Raw genomic sequence first — 19,014 nt, forward strand, 5'->3', positions numbered from 1 at the left:
AATGGTTTGTACGTCCGAATGTATAGGGAGGTGTCCATTCCTATAGGGTGAGTCGATGTGCTTTGGTTTGAGTGCTTGCTTTGCTTCAAAATTTAAATTGAATCAAAAACTCAAATCAAAGAACTATGAAAACGTTAATTCCAATGTTGTTCATGCTCGGACTTAGTTTAGAACTATGGTCGCAAGAATTGTCGCAAGAACTGACACAAACCATCAGAGGTAAGGTGATAGACGAAACGTCTGAAATTACCTTGCCAGGCGCCACTGTATTAATATTGAATACGGAACCATCCCTAGGGAGTATTACCAATATAGACGGTGATTTTGTTATCGACAAAGTACCGGTAGGTAGACATACTGTTTTCATTTCCTTTATCGGCTATGAGCCTGTCACTATTCCTAATGTGGTCGTTCACACTGGGAAATCAAACTATTTTAATGTTAAACTCAAAGAATCCCTGGTCAAACTCGAAGAAGTCGTAGTTGTAGGTGAAAGAGCCAAAGACATCCCTCTCAATGAAATGGCTGCCGTAAGTGCACGAGCATTTACGGTGGAAGAAACACAACGGTATGCTGCTGGTTTAGACGATCCATCTAGAATGGCCACCTCGTTTGCTGGAGCTACCAATTCTTCCTTAGGATCAAATGCGATAGTAGTAAGAGGCAATGCACCCAAAGGGGTACAATGGAGAGTGGAGGGTATTGAAATACCAAACCCAAGTCACTTTGCGGGATCATCCACAGCAGGTGGGGGTTTGGTGACCATTTTAAGTAGCCAGGTATTGGGCAATTCTGATTTTATGACTGCTGCTTTTCCTTCAGAATACGGAAATGCATTATCTGGCGTATTTGACATGAATCTAAGAAAAGGCAACAACCAGGATTATGAGCACGCATTTAAGGCTGGTCTCTTGGGAATTGACTTTGCTTCCGAGGGACCCTTGTCAAAAAACAAGAACGCTTCGTATTTGTTTAACTATCGATACTCCACGCTTGGGTTGATAGATCCGTTGTTGCCCGATGATCAGAATACAACCAAGTATCAGGATTTATCTTTCAAACTTAACTTTCCAACTAAGGCAGGAGAGTTCTCATTTTGGGGAGTAGGTGGTAATGATTTTGGAAAGACCAAGAAGGATTTGATCACTGATCCTGATGAATGGGAAACCGAAGAAGATTTTACTGATCAGGAATATGGCTTTAATGTAGGCGCTACGGGTTTGAGCCATAAAGTGAGTCTTTCTAAGAAATCTATGCTCAAGACGAGTATTGTGGCTTCCGCCAATGATGCCTACTGGGATTTTGATCAGCTAAACGATCAGTCAATTTTGTTAGAAAAATCTAGAGTGAAAACGATGACAGGAACGTATTCGGCTTCCTCTACTTTGAATCATAAATTTTCGAGTAAGGTGACCAACAGAACAGGTTTGGTCTTCAATCAGCATTTTTATGATGTGAATATTCGAGAAGCTGAAGACCTGGGTCAATCACTGAGAACGATTGTACAGGATGAAGGTAGTACTCAGAGATGGCAAGCATTTACCCAAACTAAAGTTCGCGTAAGCGAGTCCTTTGAATTTATAGCTGGTGTACACAGTCAGTATCTGGCGCTCAATGAACAAGTGACCTTGGAACCTAGAGCCAGTCTGCGATATAACATGGGGATCTACAAGTCCATAAGCCTGGGCTATGGCAACCATAGTCAGATGGAAAGTGCCAAAATCTATTTCGTGCAGGATAACAATGGCAATACCCCAAATAAGGATTTGAAAATGGGAAGAGCGCATCATATCGTATTAAGTTATGATTGGGCCATCAACGAAAATCTGAGATTGAAAATCGAACCTTATTTCCAATATCTATATGATGTGCCTGTGATTGCAGACAGCTCCTTTTCCATGCTGAACTTTGAGCAAGATTGGTTTTTTGATCAGGCTCTGGTCAATGACGGAAAAGGAAGAAACTATGGGGTAGACATCACTTTCGAAAAGTTCTTCTCCAACGATTTTTACTACCTCGTAACAGGTTCAATATTTGAATCAAAGTATGCCGGCGGTGATGGTGTCTGGAGAGATACTCGATTCAATCGAAATGTAGCATTCAATGTTTTGGGCGGAAAAGAATGGCAGCTGGGAGCATCAGGAAACAAATGGTTGAGCGTCAATCTTGGGTTGACATTGATGGGAGGCAAAAAACGCAGCCCACTCAATGAACCAGCTTCAATCTTGGCACAGGAAGAGATTTTGGATGAAAACAACGCCTACTCTACCAGTGAACCGTTCATCTATAATGTAGACTTGACTGTATCATACAGAAAGAACAGACCAAAGTATTCGACTGTCATCGCACTGGAGATGAAGAATATGTTGGGATCAGCCGACTATGAGGGTTACGAATACAACTACAAGCAAAACGCGATGATCGAAACCACCAGCGCTATATCTATACCGAATCTAAGCTACAAGATAGAATTTTAGACCTTTGATTTGATCCATTCCGGTTGCTTGCTAAAAGTGGCTGGGATGGTGATTTTCAGTCAACCTCAAGGCAGATGATTCATACCGTAAAGAGTGTGACTTCTTCTGCTTTACCTTTTAAGTGCATGGCTCCAATTTCCTTAAGATGATATTTTTGATCGATCGAGCCAAGTTTATCCGAGAGCAACTTAGAAACCAGAAGGTCTACCCCAAGAGGATTACATTGCTCCTGAATTCTAGAAGTTGTATTGAGGACATCGCCGGAGAAGGCTATGTCTCTCTTTACCACACCAATTTCCCCGGCCATTACGTGACCATAATGCAAGCCTGCTTTGAATTCCGGATTTACACCATATTTTTCAATAAAATAATCCTTTTTGGCTTTCAGCGACTTTTGAATATCGAAAAAACATTCCAAACAGTTCGCACGCAAAAAACCATATTTTGGCTTCCAGCTGATTACAATTTCATCTCCTACATACTGATATATTTCACCTGCATGATTTAGGATTGCGGGTGTGACCCAACTATAGACTTGTTTTAGAAAGTTGAAATATTTCTCTTCACCCAATTTTTCGGCAATAGATGTGGAAGAACGCAAGTCCAGAAACATAAAAATGCGTTCTTCTCTTTTGGGTTGAAAATACTTGCCCAGTAAAAATTCCTTGAATATTCCCGGGCCAAATTTGTCATTGACCTGCAAAAAAATCAAGGTAAGACAAACAATGAGAAGCCAAAAGAAATAGGGAGCAATAGAGATGGGGTCCAGCAACAAATCGAAGGTGGCTGTCCATACTTTTGGACTAGTAATGGGTAAATCCAATATATTGACATGATGAAATAAACCGGCTTGAATGGAGACAAAAACAAAAACAATAGAATAAGTAGCCAGTATATATAACAAAGCTTGACCATATGGCTTTGACCGCAGCCATTTTTCCCAAACCAGAACCATAATACTACCTCCGGTCAAACCTGCCATTATTCCTGTATAAATACTACCCATAAATGGTAATAGCACACTTTTGCCTTCAAGATCACAGTTGTATTCCAATAACGAGCTATAGCCCAAGAAGAAATTAAGAATGGATACCACGATCCAACCAGCCGTGATCCACAGAATTTTAATAATAGAAGAGTTGTGATTAATCATAGCGTCGAACTTCAGGTGTACTGGAAATTACGAAGAATATTTAAGTTTTCTGCCAATAGTAAAAACAGCATATGTTGATCTAGCGGGATAAGATCACTCTTTTTACTTTCTGGTTCTAAATAACTACTTTAGATGCTCATGGAAGTAATTTTTATACTTGGAGCCTCACAGGCCTTTTTTCTTTCCTTTCTGGTTTTCAAGAAATCCAGCAAGTCGGATGGAGATTATGTGCTTGGAGCCTGGCTGGCGTTTATGGGGCTGCACTTACTAGATCATTACTTCATGTCTATGGGGTTTAGTTTTAGATACCCACATTTGTTAGGAGTGGGTCAGTGCTTTCCTATGCTTCAGGGGCCGTTTATGTTTGTTTACATACTTGTTATGATCAGTAAGAACGGCAGGTTTAAACCTATTTATTTACTGCATGGCGTACCCTTTTTATTGTTCACTATTTATTTCACTTTCGACTTTTACATTCTGGGATCGGAGGAAAAGCTGGCCTACTACAAGGTTTTAGCTTCCGAGGGCTCGTTGGCTGTCAGCATTTCGGAAATCCTTAACTTTTACCTGGGACCTATTTATGTGGTTTGGTCCTTGATTAAGCTTCGTAAGCATATAAAAAACATTGCTAATAATTTCTCTTACACCGAGGAAATTGATTTGAGCTGGATCAAGCATATTCTCATAGGCTTAGGGTTTGTGTGGTTTGTTGTATTGATGACGAGTTTTCTAGATGTACTATCCCTTAGTGAGGAATGGGGAAATCACTTGATTTATTTATCCCTAACAGTAGCTGTTTTCTTTTTAGGATATTTTGGCATCAAGCAGCAGGCGATCTATGTGCCGACTCCAGCCGTTGCCGGAGCTTCGAAAGTTGCCGAAACAGAGGTCAAAGCCGAGAAACCGACCCCAGCCGATAGATACAAGCATTCCGGACTCAAGAAAGAAGAGGCCGAAGTATATGCAAAAAAATTGCTGGATTATATGGAAAATGATCGTCCCTACCTCAATGGCAAACTTAGCCTGAAGGAGGTCGCCGAATATCTCAATATCTCTGTCAACCACCTGTCCCAAGTCATCAACGAACAGCTCGGGAAGAGCTTCTTTGATTTTGTAAATGAATACAGAGTGGAGGAAGTGAAAAGGTTGATGTCCGAATCCAAGCATGAGCAATTTACCCTTTTGGCTGTCGCCTACGACAGTGGTTTCAACTCGAAGTCCAGTTTCAACAGCATTTTCAAAAAGATGACAGGATTCACCCCGTCAGAATATCTAAGAGAAAGGGCAGCCTAACTTAATCAATAAAATAACACGTCCGAATGCATAGGGGAATGTCTATTCCTATAGGTCAGGTCGATTGATCCGGCATTTCAACCTTGTTTTGTCTCAAAATAAAGATCAAATCAATTTCAATGAGCATTCAATGGATTCCAATGAGCATATTTTTAACAGATAATGAGAAAAACACGCAAAATACGGACAAGAATAATTGAATCTCTGGTCCTCATCCTACTGGTTCTAATTGTGCTATACTTTCATTTCTTTGTTGTTTTATGAACAACAAGCATTTCATATCTTACATGGCAATTATTGAATCCAAGCCATGCTGCTCTTCATCAATATTATTGGATTAACACTTCTAGCCATATTCATGCTCTTTCTTTTGAACAAGCATGAGAAAAAGACTGGAGATCGTTTATTGGTGGTTATTATTATAGCCTTTGCCTGCTATTTCTTATCCGAAATCTGGATTCAAATAGACTTGAACGCCTGGAGTTTTGCTTTTCAAAGCTTGTTCTCGTTTTATATCCTATTTCCGTTTATTCTCTATGCGCTATTACTCATTGATGATGAATATAAAATAAAACCGGTCTGGTGGTGGCTGGGTAGTTATGATGTAGTCTATACTGTCTTCATCATCTCCGACCTGTTGATTCTCAATGATTATACTACCGCTCAGATCAGGGAATTGTATGAAGCGCCACCACTGATCTATCATATTTTCTACAAAGGGCATATGCTCTATTCCATCGGCGTATTGATTTGGTACCTCAGAAAGCTCAAAGTCTATCAACTTAAAATCCGGGACTATTATTCCAACATAGAACAGATCAGATTCGAATGGCTAAAGTATTTCAGTTGGTCCTACCTGACTGTTAATTCTCTATCCATGGCCGTCTTTCTGCCCTACAATTTTGGATACATCGCGTCAATTGAAATTCCATTTCTGGTCATCAATGCAGCCTTTGTTTTGTGGCTGTTTTATTTCATCTATCATGGGATCAAACAGTACACCAGAGCCAATTTTCAATCACAGGAAAAGACTACAGCAACGGAAGCTACTAAAGCCGAAAAGTATCAATCTTCTTCCCTGTCTGATAACGAAATGGATGGTCTTTATGATCAGGTCAAAGACCTATTTGAAACGGAGCAAGTTTTTCACAATCCGGAACTAAAAATTCAGCATTTGGCTGAAATGCTCAATGTCACTGTCCACAACATCTCACAAACCATCAATTCGAAATCCGGCAAATCTTTTTATGACCTGGTGAATCTATACAGAGTGGAGCAATTCAAGGAGCTGCTGTGCAATCCGGAGAAAAACAGGTTCACCATACTGGCGCTTGGGTTCGAAAGCGGCTTCAATTCGAAGGCCTCAATGAATCGCATCTTCAAGCAGCATGTCGGCCAGACCCCAAAAGAATACAAGCTGGCACACGCCTAGTGCACTTTCGTGAAATAAAGAAGTCTCAACTTAACGTATGAGGCGTTTGAGACGCCTGGATTGGGCTCATTTGCTTAAAAAACACAAAACAAATGAAAACAATAACTACTTTATTATGCGCCATGCTACTAGGTACTGTGGCGTTTGGTCAGTCTACTCAAACTGAACTGACGAATCGTGTAAACCTTCTTTTTGGATTGGCACAGCCGATGGTAGGAGGCTTCAATGTAGAAGGCAATGTATTCTACAAAAGACTGGCGTTCGACTATTCACATGGGGCCTCATTAGATTTTTCCAATGATATGCTTTCAGGGGCGGAGGCCGATCAGGGATTGGCTGTTCACTTACCGTATACTACCGGTTTTGGGGTAGGTTATCGATTTACCGAATGGTTCAATTTACGGGTCGAGCCCAAATGGCACAGATTCGAGATCTACTACGACAGCGACGTACAAACCGAATCCAATCGGGTAGGGGCTTACAACACCTTCACTTTGGGTCTGGGCGCCTATGTCACGTGGATGCCATTCAAAAACAAGGAGAACCTACTCAGAGGTATTATGATCGCACCCAGTTTGCGCTATTGGCCAAATGTAAGCACCAGTTTGGACGACGACTCCTTCGATTATGCCAATCGGGTCACCAACCAAACAGAGACGCACGATGCCATGAATATTGGCCTGGGCAACACACCATTGATCGTCAATGTGAGTGTAGGGTATTCAATAAAATTCTAATCAATCAAAAATGGTGATCTTGAAAAAAGTCGTATTGACATCCATTATCCTTTGGTGCTATTTCGGAAATGCAAGAGCACAGGATGGGTCTGGCAATAAGCACCAAACAGCACGAAAATACTTTGATGGCCTGTACTTCGGTACCAGTATGGGCTATCAGAATATTTTTGGCGGGGCATTTATCAACGGACTCGATCTGCTGGCACAGAAGAACGGGTTTGTGCTGGAATTCTCCCCAGGCTGGAGAAAGCAAGTCTTCAACGATCGTGTGATGATCGGTTTTGAACTTCAATTCGGGTTCACAGATGGAGATTTGAAGACCGTGGATCCTCGCTATCAGTGGGAGGTAAGCTATGAAAACAAGTTTCAACGTGGGTTTGGTCTGACCGCAGGGGCAGTTCTGGGCACCAGGAAAAATACACTCTTGTACACCTATGCAAAAATCACTAATCGCTCCTTCGATATAACTTTTACCGACGATTCCGGATTCACTCACCATCAGGAAGATAGGCAGCGATTTTTACGTTATGGGCTGGGCATAGAGCGACCGATTAGAGAAAAGATCAACGCCAGCTTGATGGTAGGCGGAGTATATACAGACTACGGAGATCTGGAGACCAGCCAAAACGTACAAGATCGACTGGATGTGAACCTGGGCTTGATTTTTCAATTCTAAAAGATACTAAACTTGACAAGGAAAGCGGTCGCCAAATAATTCCGTCATTGCGAACAACGTGAAGCAATCTCATCAATTCGTGATGACGGTTTTTTTTACTTTTGTGACAGCCTCTACTCAAACTAACCCTTTGCTATTCGCTGTTATTTTCGGTATTCTTGTTAGGAGTCTGTCCAGCAGCAGACCTAACCGCAGCACTTCTGAGATTAGACTATTGAGAATATATATGTGGGATAACACACATTAGTGTGTATTACATAAATGTTAGGCACAAGGACTGCAAATGAGTAAATCGGAAAGGACTAATATTATAATCTTAGCAAGCATAATTGTTCTTTCAACAGTTTTAACTGGAAGGATCATTGGATGGAATAATCTGTTTGGTGGAAACATAGATTTTGCACTTCACGACACTTACTTTGAAGTTTCTAAACTGAAAATCCTCATCTTAATAAATTCTCTATTTGTCTATGTCGTGTTTTTAATAAAACAACTGTCAAGCTCATTTCGGGAGAGTATCGGAAATTATGTTCTAGTAATATCTGCATCAATTCTTTTGCTGTTAATGACGTTTGTAGAACAACTAATTTGGTCTCTTCAACTTTTCATGAATGCCGGATGGCATACTGAAATACCTGAGGATTGGTCACTGTTTGGTCTTGATTCTGTAACTGAAATAATTCTGATAATCATCAAGTTATTTGTTATCGGAACCTTATTCATTACGGCTATAAGAATAGGAATGAAGAAACAACAAATAAGTGCCTAACAAATGCTGATGAATGAATGGGGTTTTATCGGTCAGGACAGTTTAGTGGGGATTGCCCCGAAGGGATCCCTATGTGGAGAAAGTCCGCCACAAGTTTTAAATTTAAATCAAGGCCGGGCCGCGTAGGCGTGGCTATGTGCGAGACGAGAGGTTAGTACATTCTAATCCCCACTCATCATGGCTGGGCGTTAGGCACAACAGTTTTGAAGAGATAACATTGAATTATTTGATAAATGATAACAAGAAATTATAAATCAATTTTACTTCTAGCATTAATTGCAAGTTTTAGCTGCAGTGGTATCAAGATTAACATCTCCAACACAACAAAATTAGACTATGACCAAATTGTTTTTGAGGAAATATCCACGGGAAAGAAGGATTCAACAGCATTTAATAAATATGTTAAACTTCCTGCCAAAGGAATTTTTAACATTCATATAATTGATTCGGATTACAATGAAACATTCAATATGATATGTTTCGATACTAAAAACAGAAATGATATAACAATAAGAGATGACGATAACAATAATGTTCGGTACGTTGAATTTGAATGTGAATTTGCGATTGATGAGTGGGTAAGAGTATCGTTACAAAATTTAACAAAACACAGAGTTTATGCCATTTATTCATATTCACCTCCCTATGAATCTAGTTATGATCCTTGTATTAATCATATGAGGGCTGTCAATCATTTTGGATACAAAGAAAAAATTGATTTAACTATTCCAATATCGGAGCATAACAAAAAGCATGGCGTAAAGTTGAGAATATTTGCTTTTGATCTAAATGATGGAGAAATTAAAACATATGATACAAGTATCTTTTCGGCTAATGAAAACTATCACAAGCGCTTCTATAGACTAGATCTATTGATCGATCATGAATATTAAAATGACAGGACAATGAAATGTGCCTAACAAAACCTATGAATGAATTGGGTTTCGTCTGTCAATGTATCCCCGTGGGGACTCGAACGAGTGCCGCATTTCTTGTTTCTAAGTCTCTGCTCAAACTAACCCTTTGCTATTCGTGGTTATTTTCGGTATTCTTGTTAGGAGTCTGTCCAGCAGCCAGACCTAACCGCAGCACTTCTGAGATTAGATTATTGGGAATATATATGTGGGATAACACACATTAATGTGTGTTACATAAATGTTATGCGCAAAACTGAAAAACTAGAGAAATATGAAAGCTCACCTAACTGCAATATTATTATTCACTATAGTTCTCTCGAATTATAGCTATTCTCAAACTGGTATAGTTATCCATAACAACACAGGAAAAAGAATTGCACCTTTAAAATACTGGATAGGCTCAGAGACGGAATCACTCAAACCAAACATTCCTTACAAAGAACGTCCTACTTTGGATATTGGTCAACAGAACTACAATATTCCAGTAACATTCCATAAAAAGAAAAGAAATTCTATTCTTATCCAAGCCTATTTGAGTGGAGGTGGGTATGTCACGTCAAAATACAGTATTGAAAATGGTGAAACTAAAGCCGAAATTCCCTTATTTAATCCATCTAGTAATGTCCCATCAGACAACTTCCAAACTGTAATAGATAAATTTAAGGAGTTTAGTTTTGATAAGAAATACCTTAAAATCACCAAAAAAAATGGACTAAAATCTACTCTAGGTGGAATAATTGTTGTTGATGAAACTGAAAAGAATATTCTCTACAATATCACCCCAAAAGAGCTTAAATCGGAATTACAGGAAATATGTAGTCATTCAAACAGAGATTATGCTAATGGTACTTTTTCAAGTAAAACATCAGTAGAAGGTAATGTGAGTCTACCTTTTGTAAGCATTAACTCTGCTTTTTCGTCTGGAGATGTTGCGAAGTTTAATTGGACAATAGAGAATGTAGGTGAATGTAGATGGGCCCCTGAAGGAGATAAAGACTTAGCTACATTATTTAGTGAACTTTCTACCAAAACTAAAAACGCTTTGATTCAAACTTATAAAGAGAATCCTAAAGCGAAAATGAAATTCATTAACAATGCATTTATAATTGGACGAATTGAAATTGAAACAACCAAATCAATAAAAGTTGCTAAAAATGCAGAATTAACAGGAAGTTCATTTGTTACTGCAAAAGGAAATTACTCATTGATTGATGAATTCAAATCTGAGAATGTAATAAACGATATTATTACTAAAGTTGATGGCTATTATGTTACAGGGCTTTTAGCAAACCTTTATGTCCTCAGCTTATCTGACAACAAGAAAAAATTGACCGATAAAGAAAATCAGAGGATTAAAAATGAATTTGACTATTTGCTGGAACTGTATCCAGAGGAACTTACGGCAACTGATGATATTGACTTGATTAAGAAGCAAATAGTGGCTCTGAACAAGAAAAAAGACGGTGATGTTTCATACTTAAAACGAAAAGAAGGTACTGCACAAATCGAATTGGATGAAGTGATTGAGACAAGTGAAGATATTGGGGAAGTGAAAACAAGCAATGAAGAAGAGGGAAACTGAAAAGCGCATAACAAATGCTGATGAATGAATGGGGTTTTATCGTTCAGGACAGTTTAGTGGGGATTGCCCCGAAGGGATCCCTATGTGGAGAAAAACCGCCACAAGTTTTAAATTTAAATCAAGGCCGGGCCGCGTAGGCGTGGCTATGTGCGAGGCAAGAGGTTAGTGCTTTCTAATCCCCACTCATCATGGCTAATCGTTGCTTGGAATTTTTTGCAGAATGTATAGAAGGAAGGAATGAAATACGTGAACTCAACAATGATCAATAAATTTTCTTTAGCCATTTTTTTTGCTCTCATTTCATTCAATGCTTTATCTCAAACCTATTGGGACTTTTTCGATAATAATGGTGGTGAAAAGTTTTATGAATATGCCTTGAAGAACTATCACCAAGAAAAATTAAAAGGAAAGATCAAACAATTCATTTCCAGAAATGGCAAAAACGGAACTCAATATTTAAATGTAAAACTTGACGAACAAGGAAATTTAGTCGAATCAAGGAACAATTATATATGGGGAAAGGATGGGTCTTTGCAAAGTGATATTCACATGTTTTACAATGGGAGGAATTATGAATTTACAAAAACTGTCGATCCTGAAGATACAGTAAAGTATTACTATAATTCATTTGGACATCAATCGCATATCATAAAGAGATATAAAGATGGAAGTCAAAAACAAGTTGGTTTTTTTGAGTACGATATCAGGGGGCGACAGACGTTAAGAAAAACTTTAGGCGCATTTACATGGTGTAAGTTCGTATATGATAACGACTCGATAACCTGGAAATTACAATACTCTGCTAAGGATTCTACCTTGTTAGATGTATGGAAAAGAGTAAATACTAATAATAAAGGAGAACTGGTCACAAGATACAAAGTGCTGAGTCAGGAGGTGGACTATAAAGATGGAATTACTCCAATGTGGAATAAATATCAGCAAATAAATGACCTTGGTATGGTAATTCATAGTAAGAATAAGGATGTAAATGAGAAGTATTCAAGCGAGTGTTTTTATGAATTTGAGGATTCATTATTAATTCGAAGTACATGTTATCGAGATTCTGTTTTAAGGTCTATCTCTAAACGGTCTTATAACGCAAAGAAGCAGCTAATCTCAAAAGAGACTGAACTAATTTGGAAATCGCTAAACAAGGTATATTCATACAAATACGACAGTTTTGGAAATTTGACTAGAGAAATAAGGAAAGAGTTTGATTCATCTGGGTTTTCCAATGGTGATGAAAAGAATATACCAAGCTACTCGGTTGAAATTAAGTATGAATATGAATATGACGAACATGGTAACTGGATAAGGAGAACGGAGATATCTCCAATCAAAAAAAATTCATCTAAAGAAGACTATCGGCAAATCACATACCATGATTGAGCATTTAAATACTCTCAGCTAAGGATTCCAAAAGAGTGAAAACTTTGATCATTGATTTAAATATTTATCGAGATGAAAAAGGAACATATTCCCTACAACAAACGATATAGCACATGCCTCTCAGTAGTCACTTGAAAGTACTGTTAGAATCCGCTAGCTTAGAAGAAATAAACAAAGCCCAGAGGCACAGCGCCATATCTAAACGTTAGCACCAATCAATTCAAAATCAAATAAAGATGAAGGTTACAGCTGAAAAAAATGAAAAAGTTGCTAATATGATCTTTGCATCTATTTACCCCCTTTACTGGAATAGATTGGAAAAGCATGGTAGAACAAAAGAAGAGTTTCATCATGTAATAGAGTGGTTAACTGGTTTTGATGAAGATAAACTACAAACACTTATTGCAGAGAAAGTAACGTTTAGAACGTTTTTTGAAAAAGCAAAAATCCATCCCAATGCACATATGATTAAAGGAGTTGTTTGTGGTTATCGAATTGAAGAAATAGAAGATGAATTTGAAGTGTATAAACAATGTAGGCGTATGGAAAAGCTGATTGATGAATTAGCGAAAGGGCGAAAAATGGAGAAAATTTTACGGAAAGAAAGAGAATAAAATAGGCGTGTTGAGAGACCTTGCCCTTCACTGTACCGAACACTAAAACATAGAACCCATAAAATATGAAATTTGAAATTGATTCAGAAACCTATGATGAAATTGCCAAAATGATACATAGTAGTGAAAGTCCTGTAGGCATAGATGCGAAAAAGACCCACATCCTGATTTTAAACAAATTGCAAGAACTGTCCGATCGAATGGAGCGTATAGAGCAGTCGCTCAAGAAAGGTTGACTGAGGTAAGTGGCCATTTCTCATACCTCCTTTATAACCACCTAACCTGCCATATCTGACCATAATCACCTTGCTATTCGCTGTTATTTTCGGTATTCTTGTTAGGAGTCTGTCCAGCAGCCAGACCTAACCGCAGCACTTCTGAGATTAGATTATTGAGAATATATATGTGGGATAACACACATTAATGTGTGTTACTTAAATGTTAGCATCCATGACTATACTTGATTTTAATCTTTCTGAATATAGTGTTGGCCAAGCCCTAGGGTTGGTCTTTGCATTAATTGGTGGGCTCGTTAGCATCACTACAACCTTTCAATTATTAACTAAACGAAAACAAATTGAACTGAAATCCTTAAAGGAGCTTATATCGGCAATTATCATCACAGTAGTAGGAGTCTATTTATTTGACATGGAGAACAGTCTAAGAACCAACTATGTTTATGTCACAGGAACAACAAATGGAGTATTTATCTCTGGTAAGCAACGGAAAATTAGATATAACTATCAATTGGATGGCATAAACTACTCTACTACTGGTTGGATGGTTGAAGGAGTAATAGTTGAAGGAGGAAAGTATGAAGTTAGAGTTTCGCCAGATAATCCTGAAATTGCTCGAATTAATTTTAAGACCAAGGTAATTCTAGCATAAAGTATGCTAACAATTCGTATAGCGAATGCCCATGCTGCGTAACCGAAGATGTGCGGGGAACAGCACCGCCGCTCCGCTCAGGAATCAATAGAATACCAAGGAATGGTCATTCGTGACTCAAGCACTCCCGATCAACAGGAACGGCTAAACGAACTTTTGTAGTTTGTCGCGATTCGGCTACTTTAGTGCTTTATCAATCCTCGTGGGCACATCGCCATACGCGGACGTTATAGGGAATGACTTATATTTAAAATGGAAGAGTTAGACGACGAAATTATCAGAAGAAACATTCGAAGAAAGCAATCATTAAGCGTGCGCGAATGGCTTTTATTTTTCTTTATTCCGTTTACACTAGATTATTCCAACACAAATTTTCATTCATACGAAGAACAACGATTTAGCAGAAATAATTTCAAAAAGAAACAAGCTCAAATGACCTTTGCAAGAATTCTTGGGTTTGGGTTCTATATGCTAAGTCTCTGGATATTGGGAAGAGTCTTAGGCTTTAACGAATAGTAGAACATCTATCCGAACCAAATCAGTGTCAAAAATCCCTATAACAAGGTGTAGGCACGAATGCCCTTGCGAGCTTACCTAATCAATGCCAGAAACAGCACCACCGCTCCACGCAGAATCCCCTCTGGTTGTAGGTTGAGCGTAGCGGTCCTACGACCTATTTAGTGAAAGAGTGTCCGCTCGATGCTGTTCAATTAATTATCTTCATCTAATAGGTAAAAATTAGCCTCGACATGGCCAATATTTGACTACACTTTGGTGTGGTCAAAAAAACGTAACTATTAATCGAGAAAAACATAACTACGTTTTTGGGAAAAGTAACTACGTTTTTTTGACCGGGGTATTTTTCTTTCAGTTGAAGTCTGACGACACGGGGTAATAGGGTGACTTCCAGGCGACGTATCCCTTCGGATTCCGATGGCGTGCGTTTAACCATTTTCGGCGTAAGGCATGACCCTAAACCGCCCCCTTTTGGATAAGCAATAAGGCATCTATTCGGATACGGGCATCTTTGATCAGTGTAGTCAGGGTGGTACGCTCTTTCATCGCTAATTCAATTTCTTCTGGACGGATGTGTTTGTCGTTTTTATGCAGCACCTGAAGCCGATCTATTTCGTGATCTAGTGTGAGTGCCATCTTTTTGAGTCCCTTGGAAATCTCTTTTGTGCTGAGTGTCTCAGCTATATCCGTAGCCGCTGAGATCATCTGGGGCAATAGCGTATCCATCACGTCTTCGTTGTCCAGCAAATGGTCCATAGATCCTTTGGTCAACTGTTGATCAAAGGTGTCTACAGGATATAAATCAGTGACCATCCTACCGGTATGATCCACGACTACCCTCAGTGGGGTATTGGGGAGAAAACGATCTACATGTAGTTCTTGTCCGCCTACGGTCTCCAGGACAAAAAGCACTTCCAGGAGCATCCCGGGAGCACCAGCCCCTCGAAGGATGCCGAAACTGGCACTGCCCGTGCCTGAGCTGAGTACCATGTCTATGGCTCCAGTGACCATCGGGTGATCCCAGCTCACGAAACTGATATCTTCTCTGCTGAGCGCACGCGTCCGATCAAAGGTAACCGAAATACCATGATCAGGCACAGACGGAAAAGGTTCGTCATTGGTCCGTGAAGGATGTAACAAATAAGTACGTGGGGCGAGGTCTTCCATGTCCACGCCAAAATGCTGAAAGACATCTGTCATGAAGGTTTCCAGACTCAAGTCGAGGTCTTCTTCCTTGATTTGTGCTACTAGTTTATCGGCTACTTTCGGTCGAAAGGAGTTCATTTCCAGCAATCGATCGCGTCCGTTGGTCAGCGTAGCTTTGAGCGCTTGTTGGTATTTCGCTGTGTCAGCATTCAAAGATTGCAATTGTTTTTTAGCATCGGGGGACGATAGTGACGAGGTCACAGTGAGTAAGCGATCCACAAAAAGTTGTGCAATTTGATTGCCGCCTTCCACATTTTCTTCAAAGGCTTTTAAGCCTTCATGATACCATCGTACCAAAACTTCCTGCGGGCTTCCAATGATATAAGGCACATGGATGTGTATGTCTTCCGACTGCCCAATGCGGTCGAGTCGCCCAATGCGCTGCTCCAATAATTCCGGATGAATGGGCAAGTCGAAAAGCACCAGATGATGGGCGAATTGAAAATTTCTACCCTCACTGCCTATCTCAGAGCATAAGAGCAATCTGGCACCATCGGGTTCTGAGAACCAAGCCGCGTTGCGGTCTCGTTGCACAATATTGAGGTCCTCGTGAAAAACCGAAACTTTCACTGGAGAAAGCTGACCCACAGCTTCTTCCAGAGCCAATACTTTTTCTTTGGTCCTGCAAATCAGCAGTACTTTGGCTGGCGCCAAATCTTTCAAGAGCCCAATCAGCCAGTCCACTCTTGGGTCTTCGGTAAACCAAAATTCCTGATCCTCCGGAGACAGGGATAAATCCCTACCCATGGCATATTCTTTAGTGAGTCGTTCGATCCAAAGGTCATGATTCGGGGCCTTAATTGGAATCAAATGAGGTTTCCGCTCCGGAAATCCGCTCATGGCCGAACGGGTGTTTCGGAATACCACGCGTCCCGGGCCGTGCTGATCCAGCAAATCTTCGATCAGATTATGCAGTGCGGACTCGCCGCCTTGGGTCACTACATCCATATAATCTTTGCTAAAAATTGATTCGAGCGTTTTGGCCGCTGCAGGCTTGAGTTGCTGCCCTGAGGAAAGCGCTTCTACCATATCAGCGATCTCATGCTGATCCTGCGACTCGTTTTTGAACGTGTCGAAGTCGGCATATCGGTCCGCATCCAGCAAGCGAAGTCGTGCGAAATGACTTTCGATACCCAACTGCTCAGGCGTGGCCGTCAATAGGAGCAACCCTTCTGCCACTTGGCTCAGCAGCTCTACGATGGCATACTCAGGACTTACGTGATCTACAGACCACTCGAGGTGATGCGCTTCGTCTACCACCAACATATCCCAGTTGGCAGTGATGGCTTGGCGGGCCCGCGTTTCAGAGCCAGCCAAAAAATCCGTACTGCAAATAATGAGTTGATCCTCCAGGAAAGGGTTGCCTTCCGGCGCGCCATTTTCTATGGCTTCACAACGTTCCTCATCGAAAAGGTGAAACCACAGATTAAATCGCCGTAGTATTTCCACAAACCACTGATGAACCAGCGCGTCTGGAACAAGAATCAAGACTCTCGAAATTCTTCCATTCAATAGTAGGCGGTGTAGGATCAAACAAGCTTCTATGGTTTTCCCAAGACCCACCTGGTCAGACAGCAAGACCCGTGGCGCATATCGTGTGCTTACTTCATGCGCGATGTATAATTGATGGGGTATGAGATCAATTCGGCCACCGACGAATCCACTGACAGGAGAAATCCTTCGCGCGTGATTTTTGAGCAAAGTATTTCTTCGTAAGGCGAACACGGCTGGTGCGTCCACATCTCCTATGGAAAGTTTGTCATCCACTCCGTGTTTAGGCGAGACATCGCCAAGGTCCGCTTCGGATAGCGACCAGTCTTTTCCAGAATAGGTGAATAAGTCACCCTCCACATCTACGCTTTCAATAAGTAATGGGCGCTTGTCCGTGTCCAGGATGGTATCTCCAGACTTGAAGACTACCCGGCGAAGTGGCGCATGTTCTTGCGCATATTGTCTGGTTTCACCGGCGATTGGGAAATGAATCTGTACGCGACCCTTACTTGTCTCGGTGACAATACCCACACCCAGTTCGGGCTCTCCGTCACTTGTCCATCTTTGATCTGTAAAGTACATTCCCATTGTTTGATAATAGATTAACCCAGAGTCATCAACAATTTTCGAGTGACTCATCCTGTTTTTTTAAAAGAAAGCAAGGCTATGGGTTTTGGTAGAAATAACCAAAAACAAAATTGACCTAAGGAGAATTTAAAAAAAGGAATAGACTGCATGTCTGCGCTCCACTTCTCAGATTTGGCTATTTTGCAGATAAAGCAGCCGGGAATTTCAATCACTACGATTGCTATACTGGCGATATGAGTATAACAATAACTATTATATAAATGGAATCGAAACAACGACATGGATGCGTAACTGCTTGGCTTATTTTTATGATGATTGCCAACTCGTTTTCGGCAATTGCTTATTTGTTCATGGGAGAATCTATCTCACAGAACTTAGCTAACCCAATTCCACAACCATTGATGATGGCCTTGGCTATCATAGGAATTGCGAATCTAATATTCTCAATTATGTTGTTTCAATGGAAAAAATGGGCGTTTTGGGCATTCGCTGTATCTAGTCTATTCACATTAGGAATAAATCTATCAATTGGCACAGAAATAGGAGCGTCATTATTAGGGCTATCTGGTGCAGCTATCTTATATGGAATACTACAAATTAAAAAAGACGGTGTAACAACTTGGGAGAACCTTGAATAAAAAGAACTCATAACAAGGTGTAGGCACGAATGCTCCAATAAGTTCATTACAATTACCTAAATCCGTTGAACTTTCACTACATTTGGTGTAATAATGCACCAAACAGATAAGATCATGGGACGACAAAGCATTTCTTTTACAGAGCCGAACGATGAATGGTTGAAATCTCAAGTAGAAAGCCAAGAATATGCTAGCAAAAGTGAACTAGTAAACGACTTGGTTAGACAAGCAAGAAAGCAGCAACAAGAAGTAGACTACATAAGGCTGAAATTAGAGAAGGCCGAAAAATCTGGCTTCACGAATGACACTCAACAAGATATACTCAGACAGGCGAAATCCAAATAATGGCTGAATACAAGATCAGCATGGTCGCCAAACAAGACCTTATCCGAATTCACCAATACGGAGTCAATCAATTTGGAGAGGAACAAGCAGACCAATACTTCAATTCTTTTTTCGATAAATTTGAACTCATTGCAGAAAGGCCATATGCATTTGAATCTGCTGAATTCATTAAGACGGGTTATAGAAAATGTGTCTGTGGAACTGATACTATTTTTTATCGACTCAATGGAGAGATCGTAGAAATAATGACAATCATAGGCCGGCAAGATAGAATCGATAGCCTCAAAGGCCTAGGCCAATAAA

Annotated in this window: 18 protein-coding genes; 16 read left to right on the plus strand and 2 right to left on the minus strand. The window is 40.1% G+C overall.

From position 1 onward, the window contains the following. Window positions 1–125: 125 nt before the first annotated feature. The gene (locus ABJD64_RS21595) at window positions 126–2,477 is read left to right on the plus strand and encodes a carboxypeptidase-like regulatory domain-containing protein (protein WP_348176554.1); all 2,352 of its coding nucleotides are present in this window, start codon (window positions 126–128) and stop codon (window positions 2,475–2,477) included. A gap of 79 nt (window positions 2,478–2,556) precedes the next feature. Here ABJD64_RS21595 and ABJD64_RS21600 read toward each other — a convergent pair whose 3' ends face one another. Then, a complete protein-coding gene (locus tag ABJD64_RS21600) occupies window positions 2,557–3,630 on the minus strand; it encodes an adenylate/guanylate cyclase domain-containing protein (RefSeq protein ID WP_348176556.1) in 1,074 nt (357 codons plus the stop codon). 138 nt (window positions 3,631–3,768) lie between these two features. Here ABJD64_RS21600 and ABJD64_RS21605 point away from each other — a divergent pair, with 138 nt between their 5' ends. From ABJD64_RS21605 to ABJD64_RS21660, 12 genes are all read left to right on the plus strand, one after another. Next, window positions 3,769–4,923 carry an AraC family transcriptional regulator gene (locus ABJD64_RS21605; protein ID WP_348176559.1) on the plus strand — a complete coding sequence of 385 codons (1,155 nt, stop codon included), beginning with the start codon at window positions 3,769–3,771 and terminating at the stop codon, window positions 4,921–4,923. 310 nt (window positions 4,924–5,233) lie between these two features. Then, entirely contained in the window at window positions 5,234–6,355 is a 1,122-nt protein-coding gene (locus tag ABJD64_RS21610) for a helix-turn-helix domain-containing protein (RefSeq protein WP_348176562.1), read from the plus strand. Between the two features lie 92 nt (window positions 6,356–6,447). After that, window positions 6,448–7,092, plus strand: a complete 645-nt coding sequence (locus ABJD64_RS21615; RefSeq protein WP_348176565.1) for a hypothetical protein — start codon at window positions 6,448–6,450, stop codon at window positions 7,090–7,092. A 19-nt stretch (window positions 7,093–7,111) separates the two neighbouring features. Then, complete coding sequence (locus ABJD64_RS21620) at window positions 7,112–7,768, plus strand: hypothetical protein (protein ID WP_348176568.1); 657 nt, start codon at window positions 7,112–7,114, stop codon at window positions 7,766–7,768. A 283-nt stretch (window positions 7,769–8,051) separates the two neighbouring features. Then, entirely contained in the window at window positions 8,052–8,537 is a 486-nt protein-coding gene (locus ABJD64_RS21625) for a hypothetical protein (RefSeq protein ID WP_348176571.1), read from the plus strand. Window positions 8,538–8,770: 233 nt separating this feature from the next. Continuing rightward, on the plus strand, window positions 8,771–9,430 hold the full coding sequence (locus ABJD64_RS21630) for a hypothetical protein (protein WP_348176573.1): 660 nt from the start codon (window positions 8,771–8,773) through the stop codon (window positions 9,428–9,430). A gap of 295 nt (window positions 9,431–9,725) precedes the next feature. After that, entirely contained in the window at window positions 9,726–11,036 is a 1,311-nt protein-coding gene (locus tag ABJD64_RS21635) for a hypothetical protein (protein WP_348176575.1), read from the plus strand. Window positions 11,037–11,294: 258 nt separating this feature from the next. Beyond that, on the plus strand, window positions 11,295–12,425 hold the full coding sequence (locus tag ABJD64_RS21640) for a hypothetical protein (RefSeq protein ID WP_348176577.1): 1,131 nt from the start codon (window positions 11,295–11,297) through the stop codon (window positions 12,423–12,425). A gap of 236 nt (window positions 12,426–12,661) precedes the next feature. Next, window positions 12,662–13,039, plus strand: a complete 378-nt coding sequence (locus ABJD64_RS21645) for a DUF2200 domain-containing protein (RefSeq protein WP_348176579.1) — start codon at window positions 12,662–12,664, stop codon at window positions 13,037–13,039. Window positions 13,040–13,104: 65 nt separating this feature from the next. Further along, window positions 13,105–13,275 (plus strand): hypothetical protein, encoded by a 171-nt coding sequence (locus ABJD64_RS21650; protein WP_348176581.1) that lies wholly within the window; start codon window positions 13,105–13,107, stop codon window positions 13,273–13,275. 214 nt (window positions 13,276–13,489) lie between these two features. Beyond that, window positions 13,490–13,927 (plus strand): hypothetical protein, encoded by a 438-nt coding sequence (locus ABJD64_RS21655; protein WP_348176583.1) that lies wholly within the window; start codon window positions 13,490–13,492, stop codon window positions 13,925–13,927. Between the two features lie 252 nt (window positions 13,928–14,179). Continuing rightward, complete coding sequence (locus tag ABJD64_RS21660) at window positions 14,180–14,443, plus strand: hypothetical protein (protein WP_348176585.1); 264 nt, start codon at window positions 14,180–14,182, stop codon at window positions 14,441–14,443. Window positions 14,444–14,899: 456 nt separating this feature from the next. Here the strand turns inward: ABJD64_RS21660 and rapA are convergent, their stop codons facing one another. Further along, window positions 14,900–17,779, minus strand: a complete 2,880-nt coding sequence (rapA, locus tag ABJD64_RS21665; RefSeq protein ID WP_348176586.1) for an RNA polymerase-associated protein RapA — start codon at window positions 17,777–17,779, stop codon at window positions 14,900–14,902. 209 nt (window positions 17,780–17,988) lie between these two features. Between rapA and ABJD64_RS21670 the strand changes: the two genes are divergently transcribed. The 3 genes from ABJD64_RS21670 (at window position 17,989) to ABJD64_RS21680 (ending at window position 19,013) form a co-directional block, all read left to right on the plus strand. Further along, window positions 17,989–18,366, plus strand: coding sequence for a hypothetical protein (locus ABJD64_RS21670; protein ID WP_348176588.1), 378 nt, complete (start codon window positions 17,989–17,991; stop codon window positions 18,364–18,366). 114 nt (window positions 18,367–18,480) lie between these two features. Next, window positions 18,481–18,711, plus strand: a complete 231-nt coding sequence (locus ABJD64_RS21675; RefSeq protein WP_348176590.1) for a type II toxin-antitoxin system ParD family antitoxin — start codon at window positions 18,481–18,483, stop codon at window positions 18,709–18,711. Beyond that, complete coding sequence (locus ABJD64_RS21680; protein WP_348176592.1) at window positions 18,711–19,013, plus strand: type II toxin-antitoxin system RelE/ParE family toxin; 303 nt, start codon at window positions 18,711–18,713, stop codon at window positions 19,011–19,013. The genes ABJD64_RS21675 and ABJD64_RS21680 overlap by 1 nt, the downstream gene beginning before the upstream one ends. The last annotated feature ends 1 nt before the right edge of the window (window position 19,014 follow it).

Source organism: Reichenbachiella sp., from assembly GCF_039944555.1.
Lineage (GTDB): Bacteria > Bacteroidota > Bacteroidia > Cytophagales > Cyclobacteriaceae > Reichenbachiella.